At 62.9% G+C, this 16,554-nt stretch carries 16 protein-coding genes; 6 read left to right on the forward strand and 10 right to left on the reverse strand.

From position 1 onward, the window contains the following. Nucleotides 1-33: 33 nt before the first annotated feature. The 7 genes from K288_RS0108700 to K288_RS0108730 all read right to left on the reverse strand — a co-directional run bounded on the left by K288_RS0108700 (nt 34) and on the right by K288_RS0108730 (nt 7,285). Complete coding sequence (locus K288_RS0108700) at nt 34-1,599, reverse strand: copper resistance protein CopC (RefSeq protein WP_027579185.1); 1,566 nt, start codon at nt 1,597-1,599, stop codon at nt 34-36. Nucleotides 1,600-1,602: 3 nt separating this feature from the next. After that, the gene (locus K288_RS0108705) at nt 1,603-2,130 is read right to left on the reverse strand and encodes a DUF1775 domain-containing protein (RefSeq protein WP_027579186.1); all 528 of its coding nucleotides are present in this window, start codon (nt 2,128-2,130) and stop codon (nt 1,603-1,605) included. Between the two features lie 8 nt (nt 2,131-2,138). Beyond that, the gene (locus K288_RS0108710; protein WP_027579187.1) at nt 2,139-2,669 is read right to left on the reverse strand and encodes a copper chaperone PCu(A)C; all 531 of its coding nucleotides are present in this window, start codon (nt 2,667-2,669) and stop codon (nt 2,139-2,141) included. A gap of 31 nt (nt 2,670-2,700) precedes the next feature. Next, complete coding sequence (locus K288_RS0108715; protein WP_027579188.1) at nt 2,701-3,204, reverse strand: TlpA disulfide reductase family protein; 504 nt, start codon at nt 3,202-3,204, stop codon at nt 2,701-2,703. Next, a complete protein-coding gene (locus K288_RS0108720; RefSeq protein WP_152535443.1) occupies nt 3,201-4,391 on the reverse strand; it encodes a sialidase family protein in 1,191 nt (396 codons plus the stop codon). Before K288_RS0108720 ends, K288_RS0108715 begins: the two co-directional genes overlap by 4 nt. Before the next feature lie 47 nt (nt 4,392-4,438). Further along, nucleotides 4,439-6,781, reverse strand: a complete 2,343-nt coding sequence (locus tag K288_RS0108725) for a TonB-dependent receptor (protein WP_244443108.1) — start codon at nt 6,779-6,781, stop codon at nt 4,439-4,441. Between the two features lie 135 nt (nt 6,782-6,916). After that, nucleotides 6,917-7,285 carry a DUF2946 domain-containing protein gene (locus K288_RS0108730; protein ID WP_027579191.1) on the reverse strand — a complete coding sequence of 123 codons (369 nt, stop codon included), beginning with the start codon at nt 7,283-7,285 and terminating at the stop codon, nt 6,917-6,919. Between the two features lie 448 nt (nt 7,286-7,733). Between K288_RS0108730 and K288_RS0108735 the strand changes: the two genes are divergently transcribed. The 4 genes from K288_RS0108735 to K288_RS0108750 all read left to right on the forward strand — a co-directional run bounded on the left by K288_RS0108735 (nt 7,734) and on the right by K288_RS0108750 (nt 11,840). Then, nucleotides 7,734-8,141 carry a globin gene (locus K288_RS0108735; RefSeq protein ID WP_027579192.1) on the forward strand — a complete coding sequence of 136 codons (408 nt, stop codon included), beginning with the start codon at nt 7,734-7,736 and terminating at the stop codon, nt 8,139-8,141. Nucleotides 8,142-8,259: 118 nt separating this feature from the next. Then, on the forward strand, nt 8,260-9,282 hold the full coding sequence (locus K288_RS0108740) for a sugar ABC transporter substrate-binding protein (protein WP_027579193.1): 1,023 nt from the start codon (nt 8,260-8,262) through the stop codon (nt 9,280-9,282). A 9-nt stretch (nt 9,283-9,291) separates the two neighbouring features. After that, a complete protein-coding gene (locus K288_RS0108745) occupies nt 9,292-10,794 on the forward strand; it encodes a sugar ABC transporter ATP-binding protein (RefSeq protein WP_027579194.1) in 1,503 nt (500 codons plus the stop codon). Nucleotides 10,795-10,805: 11 nt separating this feature from the next. Next, nucleotides 10,806-11,840 carry an ABC transporter permease gene (locus K288_RS0108750; protein ID WP_027579195.1) on the forward strand — a complete coding sequence of 345 codons (1,035 nt, stop codon included), beginning with the start codon at nt 10,806-10,808 and terminating at the stop codon, nt 11,838-11,840. Here K288_RS0108750 and K288_RS45070 read toward each other — a convergent pair. The 3 genes from K288_RS45070 to K288_RS0108765 all read right to left on the reverse strand — a co-directional run bounded on the left by K288_RS45070 (nt 11,797) and on the right by K288_RS0108765 (nt 14,801). Further along, nucleotides 11,797-12,849 (reverse strand): GntR family transcriptional regulator, encoded by a 1,053-nt coding sequence (locus tag K288_RS45070; RefSeq protein ID WP_051334436.1) that lies wholly within the window; start codon nt 12,847-12,849, stop codon nt 11,797-11,799. The two genes, K288_RS0108750 and K288_RS45070, sit on opposite strands and share 44 nt — an antisense overlap. A gap of 69 nt (nt 12,850-12,918) precedes the next feature. Next, a complete protein-coding gene (locus K288_RS0108760; RefSeq protein ID WP_027579196.1) occupies nt 12,919-13,944 on the reverse strand; it encodes an alpha/beta fold hydrolase in 1,026 nt (341 codons plus the stop codon). A gap of 32 nt (nt 13,945-13,976) precedes the next feature. After that, nucleotides 13,977-14,801 carry a phytanoyl-CoA dioxygenase family protein gene (locus tag K288_RS0108765; RefSeq protein ID WP_027579197.1) on the reverse strand — a complete coding sequence of 275 codons (825 nt, stop codon included), beginning with the start codon at nt 14,799-14,801 and terminating at the stop codon, nt 13,977-13,979. 168 nt (nt 14,802-14,969) lie between these two features. On the opposite strand from K288_RS0108765, the gene K288_RS0108770 reads away from it, so the two are divergent. Beyond that, nucleotides 14,970-16,208: an ABC transporter substrate-binding protein gene (locus tag K288_RS0108770; RefSeq protein ID WP_027579198.1), complete on the forward strand. Its 1,239-nt coding sequence runs from the start codon at nt 14,970-14,972 to the stop codon at nt 16,206-16,208. Nucleotides 16,209-16,277: 69 nt separating this feature from the next. After that, a partial coding sequence (locus K288_RS0108775) for an IS5 family transposase (protein ID WP_027579199.1) occupies nt 16,278-16,554 on the forward strand: 277 nt, incomplete at its 3' end.

A 16,554-nucleotide genomic window follows, 5' to 3' on the forward strand; every position in this document is an offset into this window, starting at 1 on the left:
GGGAAAAGCGGAGCGTGCCTACCTCACAACGTATCAGCGGACGTCAAAATCATCCTCCAGCGTCACTTTCTGGAAATCGCTGACCAGCGCGTCGATCCGCATGTGCCAGCGGCCGGGAAGCGGAAGCGGCACGTCGCGCAGGTGCCAATAGCCGTCAGGTCCGAGCGTACCGTTGCGCTCGATCGGCTCGATGCCGCGCTCGGGCAGGCTCAGCGTCAGCGTCGCCTCCTTTGCAGCAAGGGGGCTCGCATCGCCTTTCATCAGTTGCAACACGAAATCGTCCGTTCCTGCGCGGCCGGGCGAGATCAGGACCTGGAACATCGCGGCATCGCTATGGATGTGAACCGCGAGCGGCGCCTCAATTGCGGCTGCGAGCGCACGGGGCGGCGGCGTGAAGCGCCAGCCGGCTACGACCGCCAGGATGCCGATGACCAGTGCGCCTTCGGCCAGGATCGAGCGCAGCAGCGGCCGCGTATCCCCGTGATCGCCGACGACGGCCGGCGTCAGGCGGAATTTGTTCAGCGCGGCCAACGCCATCAGGCCGGCCACGAGCATGAGTTTCACAGAAAGGATGATGCCGTACCTGGTTTCGATCAGCGCCCTGAAGCTCTCGAGCTGGATGATGGCGAGCACCAGTCCTGCCAGCGCCAGCATTCCGACGACCCACACGGCCGCCGACGAGAAGCCCTTCAAGGCGTGCGGCAGCCCGTCGTTTCGCTGCCACGCCATCGCCGCAAGCGGCATCAACGCGCCGGCCCAGAACGCCACGCCGACGCCGTGCAGGAACAGCGACGGCCGCGTCAACCATTGCGGCGACGCCGTGGCGGCATGCCCGCTTGTCGCCAGCGATAGTCCGACGCCCGCCATCGCGAGGCCCGTGAGCACGCGCGCGACGGTCGGCGGCAGCCCCCGCCAGGCGAACCGCGCGACCATCATCGCCGCGATCGCGATCAGGAGCGACGGCCCAAGGCTCGTCGACAGCGCGCTCGTCCATGGAGCGGCGGTCACAATGCCGCTCAACGGCAAACCAAGAAGATCCAGCCCTTGCAGGCCAAGCGATGCCGCTGCGCTCACCAGCCCGATATAAAGCGCGGCAAGGATCGCCGTTGCGCCGCCCGGCCCCCGCCCGATCCAGATGGCAAAGAACACGCCGCCGACGCCTGCGAACAAGCCGATGTAGACACCGATCCGCGCCAGCCAGATCAGTGGCGAGACCAGGCTGTCGTTCGAAGGCGTCGCTGCACCGGTGACGGCGCCGATCGAAAACACCAGGGATCCGCCGATCGGATGTCCGTCCTGAGAGACAACGCGATAGCTCACCACCTGCGTGCCGCGCGGCAAATCGTCCGGCAGCGTGATGACGAGTGACTGATCGACAGCGGCAACGGTCAGGCCGCGCACCCTGCCGTTGGCATCGATCAGTTTCACCAGGGCGGGCGCGACAGGTTCGCTGAAGCGCAACTGTGCCGTCTTGGGCGGCTGCGCCACCACGCTGCCGTCACCGGGCTCGGTCCCGATCAGAGAGGCGTGAGCGAACGCCGCGGTCGCAAGGCAGAGAGCCAGCAATAACGCAACGAGGCCTGCGAGCAGGCGCCCCATCGCCTAGCCTTGAGGCTTTGCAATCAGTTTGACGCCGGGCGCCGGAGACTTGCTGCCATGGTCCTGGCCATCCGGGCCACCGGCCGGAATGTCGATCCAGCGGCTCACGCCCTGCTCGCATTCCTGCACCAGGGGAAAATACAGCGTGGTGTTTGGCTGCAACGTATCCGTGAGGAAGGTGCTGATGACGAACTCATCGTAATTGTGGTCCAGCAGCTTCCCGCCGCTCCACACCACTTCCTTCGCGCCCTCCGCGACCTTGGTGCCCTGATAGTCGTACTCCCTGGCGTATTTGCCCTTGATCACCTCGACGTTCCAGCCGGCTTTCGGCATCGGTTTCGCCGCCAGTACACCTTCAGGGATCTGCACCCGGATCTTCGTCGTCGCCGAGCCGGCACAGCCGTGCGGCACGGCGAAGACCGCCTTGTAGTACGAGCCGACTGCCGCCTGCTTGCTCTCCAGCGTCACATGCGCGCTCGCCGGCCCGGCGATGGAGGCCGCAAGCGCAACGACTGGAAGCAGCCTCCTCATGCCCGGCCTCACATCTTGCCGCCGGAATGATCAGGCGACTTCTTCATCTCCATGTGACCTCCATGATCGCCACCCGGCGCCTGGGCTCCGACGGCCTGCACGTCAAGCGACAGCGTCACCTTGCCAGCCTTCTCGAATTCGAGCGTGACCGGCACCTTGTCGCCCTGCTTCAATGGATTCTTCAGGTCGAACATCATCAGATGATAACCGCCGGGCGCGAGCTTGACAGTCTTGCCGGGCTCGATCACGAGGCCCTGCTCCAGTGAGCGCATTTTCATCACGCCGTTCTCTGTCGTCATCTCATGCACCTCGAGCTTTCCGGCGACGTCGCCGGAGCCACCGACCAGCCGGTCTGGCGACGAGCCCTTGTTCTCGATCGTGAGATAGCCGCCAGCGACCTTCGCGCCGCTTGGCGTCGCCCGGCTCCAGGCCTGGCTGATGACGAGATCGCCGGCCTTGATGTCTTCGGCCTGCGCCGGGACTGCAAACAAGGCGATCAGCAAAGGTGCGAACGTAATGATGGAGGAGAGTTTCTTCATGTTATTCTTCCCTGTATTCCAGATTGACTTGTTATCTTGATCCCGTCGTCCCGGCCTGTCCCTGTGCCCATTTGTCGAGCTCCGACATCTCGGCCGATCCTTCGACCGTAGTGACTGCGCCGTCGCGCGCGACCAGCATCGTGCGCGGAATGTCGCCCTGCCATGCCGGATCGATTTCAAACCGCAGCCGATCGGCAAAGCCATCGCTGAACATCCAGTTCTCGGCCGAAGCGAGCCCCGCTTTCTGCAGCATCGATTGCGTCGCCTCGGGGAGATTGGGCACCAGGTCCGCGCTGATCGTGACTATATCGATTCCAGGATGGTCCTTCATGAACTTGCCGAGTTGGGGTAACTCGACCTTGCACGGACCACAGGTCACGCCCCAGAAGTGAACCAGGGTAGGACGACCGGCGTGTGAACGCAGAATCTGCTGCCAGCTTCCGCGTTCGAATGGCCTCAGCTCGGCATCCTCGGCGGCGGCTGCGACGGACAGCGTCCCCAACAGAAATACTGCGGCAAGCAGTTCGCGTTTCATGGCTCACCCTCGATTGGTTGGAAGCGGTATCCATCGGCTTTCGTCATCCAGGAGAGATAGACTCGCCGGCTGTCCGAGACGAGCAGTGGATGGTCGGAATTATCCGCCGTGCTGGCGATGGCCCTCGGTGTCGACCAGGTCGCTCCATCATCCTGTGACGTCATCAGCTTCACCTCGGTCTTCTCGCCGTCGAACTCCTTCCAGACCATCACAAGCCCACTCGGTCCGGCGATGACCTGGGGCCGCGACGGGCTTCGGCCAGGCTCGCCGATCGGCAGTGGATCCGAGAAGGTTTTTCCGCCATCGCTCGAGCGCGCATAGAACAACCCCTTACGCGCCTTGCCGTTCGTGTACCAGGCGACATGATAGGTTCCGTTCGGCGAGATAGATAGGCTCGGTCCGTGGTGCGGGCAGGCCGCGATCTGCCAGTCGTCCCGGCTGACGCGGTGGATTTCCCCTGGCGATGCAGCATCCGTGAAGGTGACGACGGCATGATCGCGGACGCCGCCCTCGAAGATGTTTCTGAACACGACGACCGGGCGGCCGCTGCCATCGAGGGCCAGGCCGAGGCGACAGCATTCGCAGGTGTTGTCGGCCACGAGCTGCGCGTCGGAGTAAGTCGAGCCGCCATCCTTCGATGTCGCGAAGAACAGGCCCGCGCCATCGTAGGGCTTGCCGTTCTGCCGCGCCGGCACGCGGTTGCGCTTGTCGAGCCAGGCCGCGAACACGGTGCCGTCAGGTTCGAACGCGATGGCCTCGAAGCGCTGGCTCTCGTTATCAGCAGTGATCGGGCGCAACGGAGCAAAGCTCTTGCCGCCATCGGTCGATTGCGTCGTGAGCACCTGACCGTTGAAGGCCTTGTCCCTGAAGATCGAGAACGCCAGCGCCATCCGCCCCTTGCCATCGATGGCGATCTTCGGACGCGCGTCCGGTCCCCAGTCCAGATTCAGGTCCTCGCGCGTGACCCGCACCGGCGAAGAGAAGGTCTTTCCTTCGTCCTTCGAACTTGCAACGGATATCTGACCGCCGGCCATCCACGCCAGCCAAAGCGTGCCGTCGGGACCGAACGCCGGCGTGACCTTGCTCGCGCAGCGCAGGACCGTCTCCTCGCACGCGGCTTCCGACGCATGCTGATGGTTCATCTGCGCGAATGCGCCGCAGTGCCAAAGCGAGAAGACGGTCGCCATGGCGGCGGCACCGAGAATAGATCTGAGGTCCCTCATGACAATGCACCTCATTTGAACGCGAGTTTCATTCCGGCCACAAACGTTCTTGGCGCTCCGGCATAGATCGAGCCGGTGGTGTTCGCCAGCACGCTCGCGGGGTTTTGAATGCCCGCCGCCGTCACCGTGTCCGCAATGTTGTTGGCGGAAGCCACATACGTCCGGTCAAAGACGTTCCGGACCTCGAAATAAAGGTTGATCGCCTTGAAGTAGTCCGAGGCCAGTTCGGTGCCGTAGTGGACATTGAGATTGACCAACTCATAGCCCGGCGCCTTCAGGAGGTTGGCGTTGTCCATGTAGAAGGAATCCTTCCACTGAACTTCCACGAAAGCGCCGAGACCGCGAAGCGGCCCGGACAACTGGTCGTAGGAAACGCGTGCAGTCAATTCGTTCGGCGAGATGCCGGGGATCTTGTTGCCCGCACGGTTGAAGCCGAACACCGCACCATTGGTGATGTTCTCGATGTATTCGGTATAGATCTCGTCGAGATAGGTGTAGGCGGCTGTCAGCCGCCAGCCCGGGGAGAACCGCCAGTCGGTGGCAAGCTCCATGCCGCGATGCTCGGATCGCGGCGCATTGAATGTATAGCTCGTATTGGGCGCTCCGACCGGCGTGGCCTGCGTCACCAGCTCGTCCTTGAAGAACTCGTAGAAGCCGGTAGCGCTCAGCCTGAGCGCGCTGTTCGGCGTCCAGTCGAAGCCCAGATCATAGCCAAGGTTTTTCTGCGCTTGCAGTTGCGTATTGTTGCCGTTCTGGCCGTTTGAAAGCACGAAGAGGTTGCTGACCTGCGGCGTCCCGTACCCGGTAGCCACCCTGCCGCGGAATTGCCACTCGCTGTTCAGCCTGTAGAGAAGCGCAAGCTCCGGCGCGGTGTTCTGGAACTGCCGATCGGCGGTCGTCACCGTCGTCGTCGTGACTGGCGTCGGCCCCGTATAGGTGAACGCCGTGTTCCGTCCCTTGAGGTTGGTTGTTTCCCAGCCGATGCCCGCAATCGCTGTGAGCCACGGGTTGAGCTTGAGTTCCTCGCGCGCGCGAACGCCGTAATTTGATGTGTCGCTAAACAGATTGCTGGATAGCGCTCCGAGCGTGGCGTTGCCGCCCGGCATGACATTACGCGTGTCGCTGGAGGCGACGAGCGTGTTGTACCAGCCGCCGAAATAGGTGGTCGAGTCCATCCCGAGGATCTCGCCGCGGCGCGTGATATCGCTCATGTAGTTGTAGGACGGGAAGTCGCCGATCGCGCTGGTCGCTCCGGTGGGCTGGTTGATGTCGCGGTCGTCGAACACGAACTGGTTGCGCCAGGTGGTCTGGTTGTCGAAATCATGCTCCCAGCGGCCGCCGACGATGGTGCGACGATCGTTGCGACCGAGCCCCGCCTGCAGCGCGGTTTCCCTGTCGATTCCCGCCGCTGCGTTGAAGCCGTTGTTGAACAGCGGCACCGTCGCGCAGCCGAGCGCCGCGGTGGCGCCGGTCACGCAGCCGCTCTGGAACGGGTTCTGGTTGTACTGGTTCAGCGACAGGCGGATCGGCAGCCGCGCGCTCAGGTCATTGTTGATGAACTTGACGGTGAAGCGGTCATCGGGCGTGGCCTGCAACGTGCCGAGGAAATTCACCGTCTGGGTGTTGAACCAGCTATTGCTGATATAACCATCGCCCCGCACATCGCTCGCGAACAACGAGCCCTCGAAATTGCCGACCTTCTTGCCTGCGGCCAGATAGTTGTTCAGGTAACCGAAGCTGCCGCCGTCGACCCCGTATTCGACACCGTCGATCGTGCGGCCCGGCCGCGTCCGGAAATTCAGCGCACCGCCGGTCGCGTAGTTTCCATAGAGCGCCGAGGACGGGCCGCGGATCACATCGATGGCGCCATAGGCATGCGGATCGATCAGGTCGCTGCGCGACAGTCCGTCCGGCTGGGTGACCGGAAAACCGTCCTCGAAGATGACGAGGTTGCGAATCCCGAAGCCGTTGCGGGCGTTCGATCCTCGGATCGAAATGCCGACGTCGCGCGGCCCGTTGCCCTGCTTGATCGAGATGCCGGGGCTCTCCCTCAGCACGTCTCCGACCGAAAACGCCGGCCGATTGTCGAACTGGCTGCGGTCGACGGTGGTCTGGGTTTGGCCACTGGGAGCCTGGTTGAGCCCGTCGCGCAGAACCGAAGGCGTGACGTCGCGCTGCATGACGACGGTCGGGATCGTGGTGGTCCTCGGCGGCGTCACCCGCGGCCGGGCCGCCAGCGTGCGTCCCGCGGGCTTCGGTTTCGCCGGCTTGGCGCGGGCTTCGCGCGGCGCATCCACGGTGACCGGCGGCAAAGCGGTTTGGGCTGTTGCCGGGGGTGGATCGGTGGCGAGCATGGCACCAAGCACCAGTGTGCCGGCACCGCTCAGGAAAGCGAGGCGTAACATTGAAATTCCTGACACCGGCTCTGCGGCCGGCTTGATCGAAGACGTCAACCGGCGCAGCCAAGGCGCACCGGCAGCGAACGGCTGTCAGGAAATCGACGGAGGGGCGCGCGCCTGCGCGTGGAAGCGTGCCCGCACATCCTCCAGGCGGGACACGAAATCGAGCCATGCCACCTGTTCGGGCGACCGCTCGATCATGCCGGCAATCATCTCGGGCGGATCCACCGGAGCGCCGGCCTGCAGCACATTGCAGACCGAGCAGCAGCCGTCTCGGACGTGCGGCCCGCTTTGGTCCGTTTCGCCGGAACCGGCGGTGTTGTCATGGCAGATGACGGCGGCGGCCAGCGGATCGGAAGCGGCGATTCCGGCCGCCCAGCAGGCTGCGATCGGCGCAAAGATTTGCACCAGCAGCGCAATCAGGAAAACGGGCAGAAAATTCTTCAGCCGCCGGCGCATCGCAAAACCCATCCGATGCCGGAACTAATCACTGCGTCCGGCCGGAGTCGAGAGCGGAAACGCCGCCTTTTTGTTCCCGCGCAAGGAATAATCCGTTCGGATCAATGCATCCATCGCGCCCTACCCCTTTACCCCGCGGCGGGTCCTGATCGCGTCTCTACAACCGATAGCGGCGAAATCCCAATCATTTCGCAAATTGCTCGAATTTTGAACAATCGTTGCCGAAATTGATGACAAAACAAAAAAGATAGTCTACCAATTCGGGCTCAGGCCAGCCACAGGGCGGACGGTCTGGTGGTCCAAGTCTCGGGAGGAGCCCGGCGCGCACAAGCAGCGTCACCCCATCAAGCAAGATCAAATCCGAATTTTTGGGGAAATAGGGTCGACACAATTTCTCGAGCAGGGCTTGGTGCCCTGCTCTTTTTTCTTTGGGCCATAGCGGTCGCTGATCATGTCATCGGCAAATCCGATCGAGCGCAGCTTCGAACTTGCCGCAGCGCGCTGTGATGATCTGACGCCGCTGGTCTATCGCCGGTTGTTCGAAGCGCATCCCGAAGCCGCTGCAATGTTTCGCACCGAAGGCAGCGCGCTCATCAAAGGCTCGATGCTCGCACTGACGATCGAAGCGATTCTCGATTTCGCCAGCGAGCGACGCGGCAACTTCCGCATGATCGAATGCGAGGTCGCTTCGCACGATGCTTATGGCACCTCGCGAGATTTGTTCGTCGCATTCTTCACCGTCATTGCAGGCACGCTCCACGAAATTCTCGGCGCGGAGTGGACATTCGAGATCGATGCTGCGTGGCAAAAATTGCTGCGCGACATCGAGCATATCGTCATGCGGGATGGCGGCTAGCGCAACCGCGGAATCGGAACCGTTGGCATGAACGCTCCGATTGTGACAGACTTTCCCTGATCCGCGGCGCGCGCAACAGACGCCGACGGCGCCAAGAACAGACATCAGGGAGCGTGCGATGCCAGGGAAGGACACATCCTCAAGGACCAGGCGCGATCTTCTTCAGACAGCGGCCGCCGGCGGCGCAGCAGCCGCGCTGCTCGGCGGGATCGGCGTGAGCCCCGCGCTCGCGGCCGAAGTCGGACGTTCCGAAAAACCGCTGAAGGCTGCGTTCTCCAACGCAGGTCTGCAAGCCACCTGGTGCGCGCAAGGCAAACAGGCGGCTGAATATTGGGGCAAGCTCTTCAACGTCGACGTCACCTGGTTCGACGGCCAGCTCGATGCTGTGAAGCAGCGCGCCGCGATCGACAACATGGCATCGCAGAAATGGGACTTCGTCGCCATCCAGGCGTTCGGCATCGGCACGCTGACCCAGCCGGTGCAGAAGATGATCGACGCCGGCATTCCGGTCATCGACATGGATACGCTGATCGCTCCGCTCGATCAGATCAACGTCCATTCCTTCCTCGCCCCCGACAACGAATTCATGGGCTCCTCGGTGACGCAGGCGCTCGTCAACGCGATGGGCGGCAAGGGCAAGATCATCATGACGCAAGGCGCGCTCGGCCACACCGGGGCACAGGGCCGCGCCAAGGGCTTCAATGCGGTGGTGAAGCAGTATCCGAACATCGAGGTGCTCGACACCCAGCCGGCCGATTGGGATGTCTCCAAGACCGCGCGTCTGTGGGAGACCTATCTCACCAAATATCCGCAGATCGACGCCGCGTTCTTCCACAATGACGACATGGCGCTCGCCGCCTACAACATCATGAAGGCGCGCAACCGCACCAACATCCTGATCGGCGGGGTCGACGCCATGCCGCCGGCGATCCAGGCGGTGAGCGAAGGCCGCATGTTCGCAACCGTCCGCAATCCATCCTGCCGCATCCACGGCGGCGCCATCATCGCCGGCGTCGCCGCGGTGACCGCGGGCGAGAAGAGCGGACAGGGCATTCCAAAGAGCGTGGTGACCGACGGCCCTGTCGTAACCAAGGCCAACGCCGCGGGCATGCAATGGATGGAGGATCATTTCCTGATCTGAGCCGCCCGCATGCCACAGGGACGCTCACCCATCCTCGAGTTGAACGATATCACGAAGGCTTTCGGCGGGGTCGAAGCGCTTCGGGGGGTCGACTTCGCGCTCTACGCCGGCGAGATCCACGGTCTCGTCGGCGAGAACGGCGCGGGGAAAAGCACGCTGATGAAGATCATCGCCGGCGTGCATCCGGAATTCTCCGGCCGCTTCGCAATCGACGGGCGCGAGACCCGTTTCCGCTCGGCGCGCGATGCGCATGCGGCTGGTGTCGCCATGGTGCATCAGGAACTCAGCGTCGCGCCCGATCTTTCCGTCGCCGAAAACGTCTTTCTCGGGGCACAGCCGACCAACCGCTTCGGCCTGGTTCAGTGGCGGCGAATGGCGCGCGAAGCGGGCGAGCAGCTTGCGCGCTTCGGCATCGACGTCGATCCGATGACGCGGCTCGGCGATCTGCCGATCGGCCTGCAGCAGCTGATCGAGATCGCCCGCGTGCTGTTTTCCGGCGCCCGCATCATCATCCTGGACGAGCCGACCTCCGCGCTCTCCCCGCCCGAAGTCGAGCGGTTGTTCGCAACCTTGCGACAGCTGCGCGACGAGGGCACCGGCATCGTCTTCATCTCCCATTTCATCGAGGACATCCTGCGCATCTCCGACACCGTCACCGTGTTCCGCAACGGACGGAAGGTCCACGAAACGGACGCCGCCGCAACCAGCAAGGCCGCCCTGATCGAGGCGATGATCGGCAAGGGCCGCGAGGCGCTGGAAGAGACCTATGCGCACGACATCAGGCTGCCGACGCGCGGTGACCGCCCCGTGGTCCTGAAGGCGGACGCGCTGTCGCTCGCCCGCAGTGTTCAGGACGTCTCGTTCGAGGTGCGCGCTGGCGAAGTGCTCGGCATCTACGGCTTCATGGGATGCGGCCAGTTGGAACTGGCGCGAGTCCTGTTCGGCAAGATCAAGCCCGACAGCGGCACGGTGGTGATCGACGGCGACCCCAAAGCCTTCTCCAGCACGGCCGCGGCCCGGCGCGCCGGGGTAGCCTTCGTCCCCGAGAGCCGACGCGCGATGCTGTTCCACCAGGAGCCGGTCTACAAGAACATCTCGATCAGCGTGCTCGATCGGATATCCGCGCTTCTGCTGAAGCCGTCGCGTGAGCGGTCGATTGCCGTCCGCCAGGTCGATCAATTGCAGATCCGCCCGGCGGCGGTCGAGCTCGATCTCGGCATGCTCTCGGGCGGCAATCAGCAGAAGGTCGCGCTCGCCAAATGGCTGAGCTATCCGCCACGGGTGCTGGTGCTGTGCGAGCCGACCCGCGGCATGGATGTCGGCGCCAAGAACGATGTCATCAACATCGTCCGCGAACTGAGCGCCAAAGGGCTCGCCATCATCGTGCTCTCGACCGAACCTGAGACGGTGTTGTCGCTTTCCGACCGCATCATCGTCATGAAGCGTGGCGCGGTGGTACGCGAATTTGCGGGTGAGGTGGTCAGCAAGGACCGGCTGCTCGAGGCGGCCTGACGGAGAATGGCATGGCGACCAGTGAAGGGGTGACTGCAACAGTGCATCGCGGTGGACAGCGCAGCGCGGCCGCGATCCTGCGCTCGCAGATGCGCAACATAGCGCCATTCCTGACGCTGATCTGCCTGAGCGGATTCTTCGCGATCGCGAGCCCCTCCTTCGCCACCCTCGACAATCTCGGCAACATCCTGACGCAAGTCTCCGTCACCGGCATCATCGCCGTCGGCCTGACCTTCGTGATCCTGTGTGCGGAGATTGATCTCTCAATTGCAGCGATCGCCAACGTCACCGGCATCGCCGTTGCCTATTTCACGCTGCAAGAGTCGTATGTGAACATCGCCAATGTCCCGCTGCCGGGCTGGGCCGCGATCCTGTTGTCATTAGCGCTCTGCGCGCTGCTCGGCCTCGTCAACGCGCTGGGGCTCACGGTGATCGGCATCCCCTCCTTCATCATGACGCTGGCGATGATGCAGATCGCGGCCGGCATCTCGGCGCTGCTGGTGCGCGGCCAGATCGCCTACAAGGTGCCCGACCTAGTCACGACGCTCGGTTCCGGCTCGATCGGCGGCATTCCGTGGATCGTGATCGTCGCCGCGGTGATGCTGCTCGCCGGCCACCTGGTGCTCACCTACACCCGCTTCGGCCGCTACGTCTACATGGTCGGCGGCAATCGCGAAGCCGCGGAATATTCCGGGCTCAACGTCAAGCTGATCCTTGGCAGCGTGATGGTGATCTCCGCAGTCTGCTCCGGCATCGCCGGCATGCTCGGCGTGGCGCATTTCGGCAGCGCGCAGCAGAATGAGTTCGATACCTACCTGCTCGATTCGATTGCCGCTGTCGTGGTCGGCGGCACCAGCCTGTTCGGTGGCCGCGGCGGCATCGGCAACACCATTGTCGGACTGTTCGTGCTGGGCGTACTCAACAACGGCCTCGACCACGTCAATATCGACAGTTTCCTGAAGATCCTGATCCGCGGCCTGATCCTGCTCGCCGCGCTCGTCATCAACGTCTATGCGCAGCGGCTGCGGGCACGGGCGGCGGAGTAGCCCCTGTATCCTTGAAAGGAGACAGATAGGGCGGCAGCGGCGACCGCTCCGCCTTCGAGAAAATCTCGAAGCGCTCGAGCCAGCGTGTCGCCGCCGAGCCCAGGTGCTCGCGCAGCGAACTGGCGGCCTTGCGAACATTGTCCCGACGAAGCTGCTCGATGATCGCGAGATGCTCTTCGAGGGCGTCGTGCATGGTCCCCTGCGGAACGCTCAGGCTGGAGTCGAGCAGATAGAGGCTCGGCACAAACAGGATATGCGTCCTCTGCAGCGCCTTGACGATCTCGCGGTTGGGACAATGGTCCAGCAGATTGATATGCAGATCAGTTTCGAGCTGTCCGACCGGTCCGATTTCGACCGGACCATTTGATATCGCGCGCCGCAGCTCCGCATGCATGCGCTCGATCTCCGCGGCGGGCGCTAGCGGCGCGGCGCGCACCAGCGCCTCCGGCTCGAGGATCGCGCGCATCTCGAACAGTTCGCGGATCTTGTCCGCCGACACGTGCGGCGCAATCCAATGGCCGAGCCCGTCCTTGCCGACCATCCCCACGCTGTGCATGCGCGCCAGGACGTCACGGGCGACGGTGCGGCTGACATTGAAGTATTCCGCCAGTGCAGCCTCGGTGATCCTGAGCGATCCGAACAGCACGCGAATCCAGAGTTCCTGCTCGACCTTCTTGTAAACCCGTTCCCATTGCGGCAACGGAGCGATCCGCAATTCGCCAAGCGAGGCGATCTGCCCGACATGCTCGGCTTTCGGACGGCCGGCGACCTGATAGCCCCGCCCCTCCAATGGGCGGACGATCTTCGCCTCGCACAGCGCCCGCAGCGCATGTCGGGCCGGCGAACGGCTGATGCCGAACGCCTTCGCGACCTGCACTTCGAGCAATTTCTCACCGGGCCTGATCCGCCCCTGTTCGATCATGTCCTTGAGCAACAGAAACGCGTCCCGTTGCATCGACGTCTTCTCGAACGCTTCGGCAGCAGTGGCGGCTTGCGGTGACGCTTTCATTTTCCCAACGTCTGGTTGCACGATTCGACGGAACTTAGCCCGCGAACAATCCATCGCGAAGATATACCTTCATCGCAGGAAGGCAGCTATCCGGCGGTTCAGCTCGGAAGCGGCGGCCGGATCCGTTGCGCTCGCGACCTGGTGGCCGGCATCCGACAACAGCTCGACCAATTCGCAATCGGCGATGTGCTGCGCTGCCCAGCGTCCGGCCTCCGCCGGATTGTAGAGGTCGAGCGGCGGGATCGCGATCAGCGTCCGTGCCCGGATCGATTGCAGCGCCGCGATCGTATCGCCCTGAAAGCCGGGCGTATCGCCGACATCGTGCCCGTCATACGCCCAGGACTGATAGATCCAATCAAGGGGATCGAACCCCTGCTCCAGCCAAAGCCGTGTACGATCCGACAACCAGCGCCTGATCTCGTCCGGACCGTTGAACTGCCTGTCGATATGCTGCGGCGTCCGCGCACCGAGAAGCTGCATGATCGCGCTCCAGCTTTCCCAGCGGTTCGGAAGCTGGTCCGGATATGTGTTCGGATCGGCCGCATGGCTTTGCAGGGCAAGCCGCGCGGCATGATTGATGGCGCCCGACCACGCAGTCGTCTTCGCCATCGGCGTCATGGCCACGACGCGCCGCACAATATCCGGATGGGAAACCGCCCATTGCAGCGCCTGCATGCCCCCCATCGATGCGCCGATCACGAGATCGACGGTTTCGATGCCGAGATGCTGCATCAGCAGTTTCTGGCTGTTCACCATGTCGCGGATGGTGAAGCGGGGAAAGCTCAGCCGAGGCTGCCGGCGCAACAGCGATGGTGAACTGCTCAGGCCGTTGCCGATCGCATCGATCGCAAATATCCTGAAACGGCCAGGATCGAGCGCCCGGCCCTCCCCGATCAGGAAATCAAGCCGATGGTGGCTGCTTCCGATGGCGCAGAGGGCCACGACCACCGGAAGCGAGCGATCATCGATGTCGCCATGGACGGCATAGGAGAGCTCGAAGTCCTCGATCGCTTCGCCGCTCTCCAGCACAAGACGCGACAGGTTCAGCCGGCCATGCGGCGCATCGATCCAGCCGGGCTGCATCGGAGGGTGCATGTTCTTCAGTGATCGTTGCCTGAGCGCCGCCTCTATGCCGGCACCTTTACGCCCTTATAGAGGATCTTTACCGAACGTTCGTGCTGCTTGCGATGAAACTCGACGGCCACCGGATCCATGTCGCGGCTTGGAATCGGCTCATGCTCGAAAGTCCGATAGGTATCGACGCCCCGCACCAGTGAGGCGCTGTCGTCCCCTTCAAGCTGGCGCACCGATGTCGGCATGTAGCGGATCGCAAAGCCGATGCGGCGGCGCTTCGAGGGATTGGGCGCCGAGCCATGGATCAGGCGTACGTGGTGCAACGACATTTCGCCCGGTTCCAGTTCGAGCATGACGGCCGATTTCGGATCGACCTCCACCGCGACCTCCTGTCCGCGTGTCAGCATGTTGTTCTTGGAGAATGTATCGCGATGCGGAATCTGATCCTGCAGATGTGTGCCGGGCACGACTTCCAGGGCGCCGTTCGCCTTGTTGCTCTCCGACAGCGCAACCCATGCGGTGACGACATCCGGGCTCGACAGGCCCCAATAGGTGGAATCCTGGTGCCATGAGACGAATGACGGGTCTTCCGCTTCCTTGATGAAGAAGCTGCTGGCCCAGCACAGGATGTTCTCGCCGTAGAGATCCTCGATCGCGTCGACGACCCGCTCCTCGCGGATCAGGTCGTTGAGCCAGGTGAACAGCAGATGGCTCCGCCCGCGCAGCGAGCCGCTGAGCGGACCACCGATGGTTCGCTCGAACGCTTCCAGCTTTGCCCGGATCGAAGCCGCTTGCTCGGTCGATATCGCGCGGACGGGAGCGACATATCCATCCTTCCAGAAGCCCTCGATTTGCGCAGGCGACAACACCTTCGGCATCTTCTTCTCCCTTATCGTTCTTATGATGTACATTGCATTCAATGTACATTGATGGCAGGATACTGCGTCAGGTTCGGACCGGTCAACCCTCCAGCATGGCGGTCCGGCCGGACCGATCCAATGAGGCCGCGCAAAGAAAGCGGCCCGCACAAGCTAGGGAGAGTTCCAATGTCATTCGGCCATACTGTCCGGCGGGTGTTCTTGGCGGCCGTCGCTATTTTTGCCGCAACCTGCACGGCCTCGGCGCAGAAGAAATACGACGTCGGCGCCACCGATACCGAGATCAAGATCGGCAACATCATGCCTTATAGCGGGCCGCTGTCCGCCTATGGCGTCATCGGCGAGACCGAGGCGGCGTACTTCAGGATGATCAACGAGCAGGGCGGCATCAACGGCCGCAAGATCAATTTCATCTCATACGACGACGCCTACTCACCGCCGAAGACGGTCGAGCAGGCCCGCAAGCTGGTCGAGAGCGACGAGGTGCTCCTGATCTTCCACGCACTGGGAACGCCGACCAACAGCGCCATCCACAAATACATGAACATGAAGAAGGTGCCCCATCTCTTCGTTTCCAGCGGCGCCACCAAGTGGAATGACCCGAAGCACTTCCCGTGGACCACGGGCTGGCAGCCGAATTACCAGAGCGAAGCCCGCATCTTCGCGAAATACGTTCTGCAAGAGAAGCCCGACGCCAGGATCGGCGTCTTCTACCAGAACGATGACTCCGGCGTCGACTTCATGAAAGGCTTCAGGGATGGGCTGGGCGACAAGGCTCGCTCCATGATCGTCGCCGAGGAGAGCTACGAGACGTCGGAGCCGACGATCGACTCGCACATCGTGAAGATGAAGTCGGCCAATGTCGACGTCATCGTCAACTTCGCAACGCCGAAGTTCGCAGCGCAGGCCATCAAGAAGATTGCGGAAATCGGCTGGAAGCCCATGCATGTCATGACCAGCGTCTCGATTTCAGTGGCGAGCGTGATGAAGCCGGCCGGCCTGGAGAATGGCCAGGGCATCGTATCCGCCACCTATCTGAAGGATGCGACCGACGCCCAGTGGAAGGACGATCCCGGCATCCAGCGGTTCGACGCGTTTCTCGCGAAGTACTACCCGAGGGGCAATCGCGCCGACGTGCTGGTGCTGACGGGATATTCGGCCGCCCAATCGCTGGTCCACGTCCTGAAAGCCTGCGGCGACAACCTGACACGCGAGAACGTCATGAAGCAGGCGGCGTCGATGAAGGACGTCGAGCTTGACGGGCTGCTGCCGGGTATCAAGATGAACACAAGCGCCAACGATTTCGGCCCGATCCAGGACCTGCAGCTCATCCGCTTCAAGGGCGAAAGCTGGGAGCGGTTCGGCGACGTCATCTCCGGACGCCGCTCCGCGAGCGAGACGAACTAGGCTGTGTGGACTCTTGGGATTCTCAAATCAGATGGAACGTGATTCAAGGCTTTCTTTTAGGAGGAAGCCTTGGGCGTTACGGATCGGCTCGTTCTGAGCGACAGGCAATGGGACCGTATCTCCGGCTTGATCATCGGTCGGCCGGACCAGCGTGGTTCGACAGGCCGCGACAACCGGATGTTTGTCGAGGGCGTGTTATGGATCGTGCGAACCGGTTCGCCGTGGCGTGATCTGCCCGAAGCGTTCGGCGAATGGAACAGCGTCTTCCGACGTTTCAGCCGGTGGAGCGCCAAGGGGGTCTGGCTAGGTATGTTCGAAGCGCTGGCGGATGATCCGGACTTCGAAT

This window comes from Bradyrhizobium sp. Ai1a-2, assembly GCF_000426245.1.
In the GTDB taxonomy this organism is placed as follows: domain Bacteria; phylum Pseudomonadota; class Alphaproteobacteria; order Rhizobiales; family Xanthobacteraceae; genus Bradyrhizobium.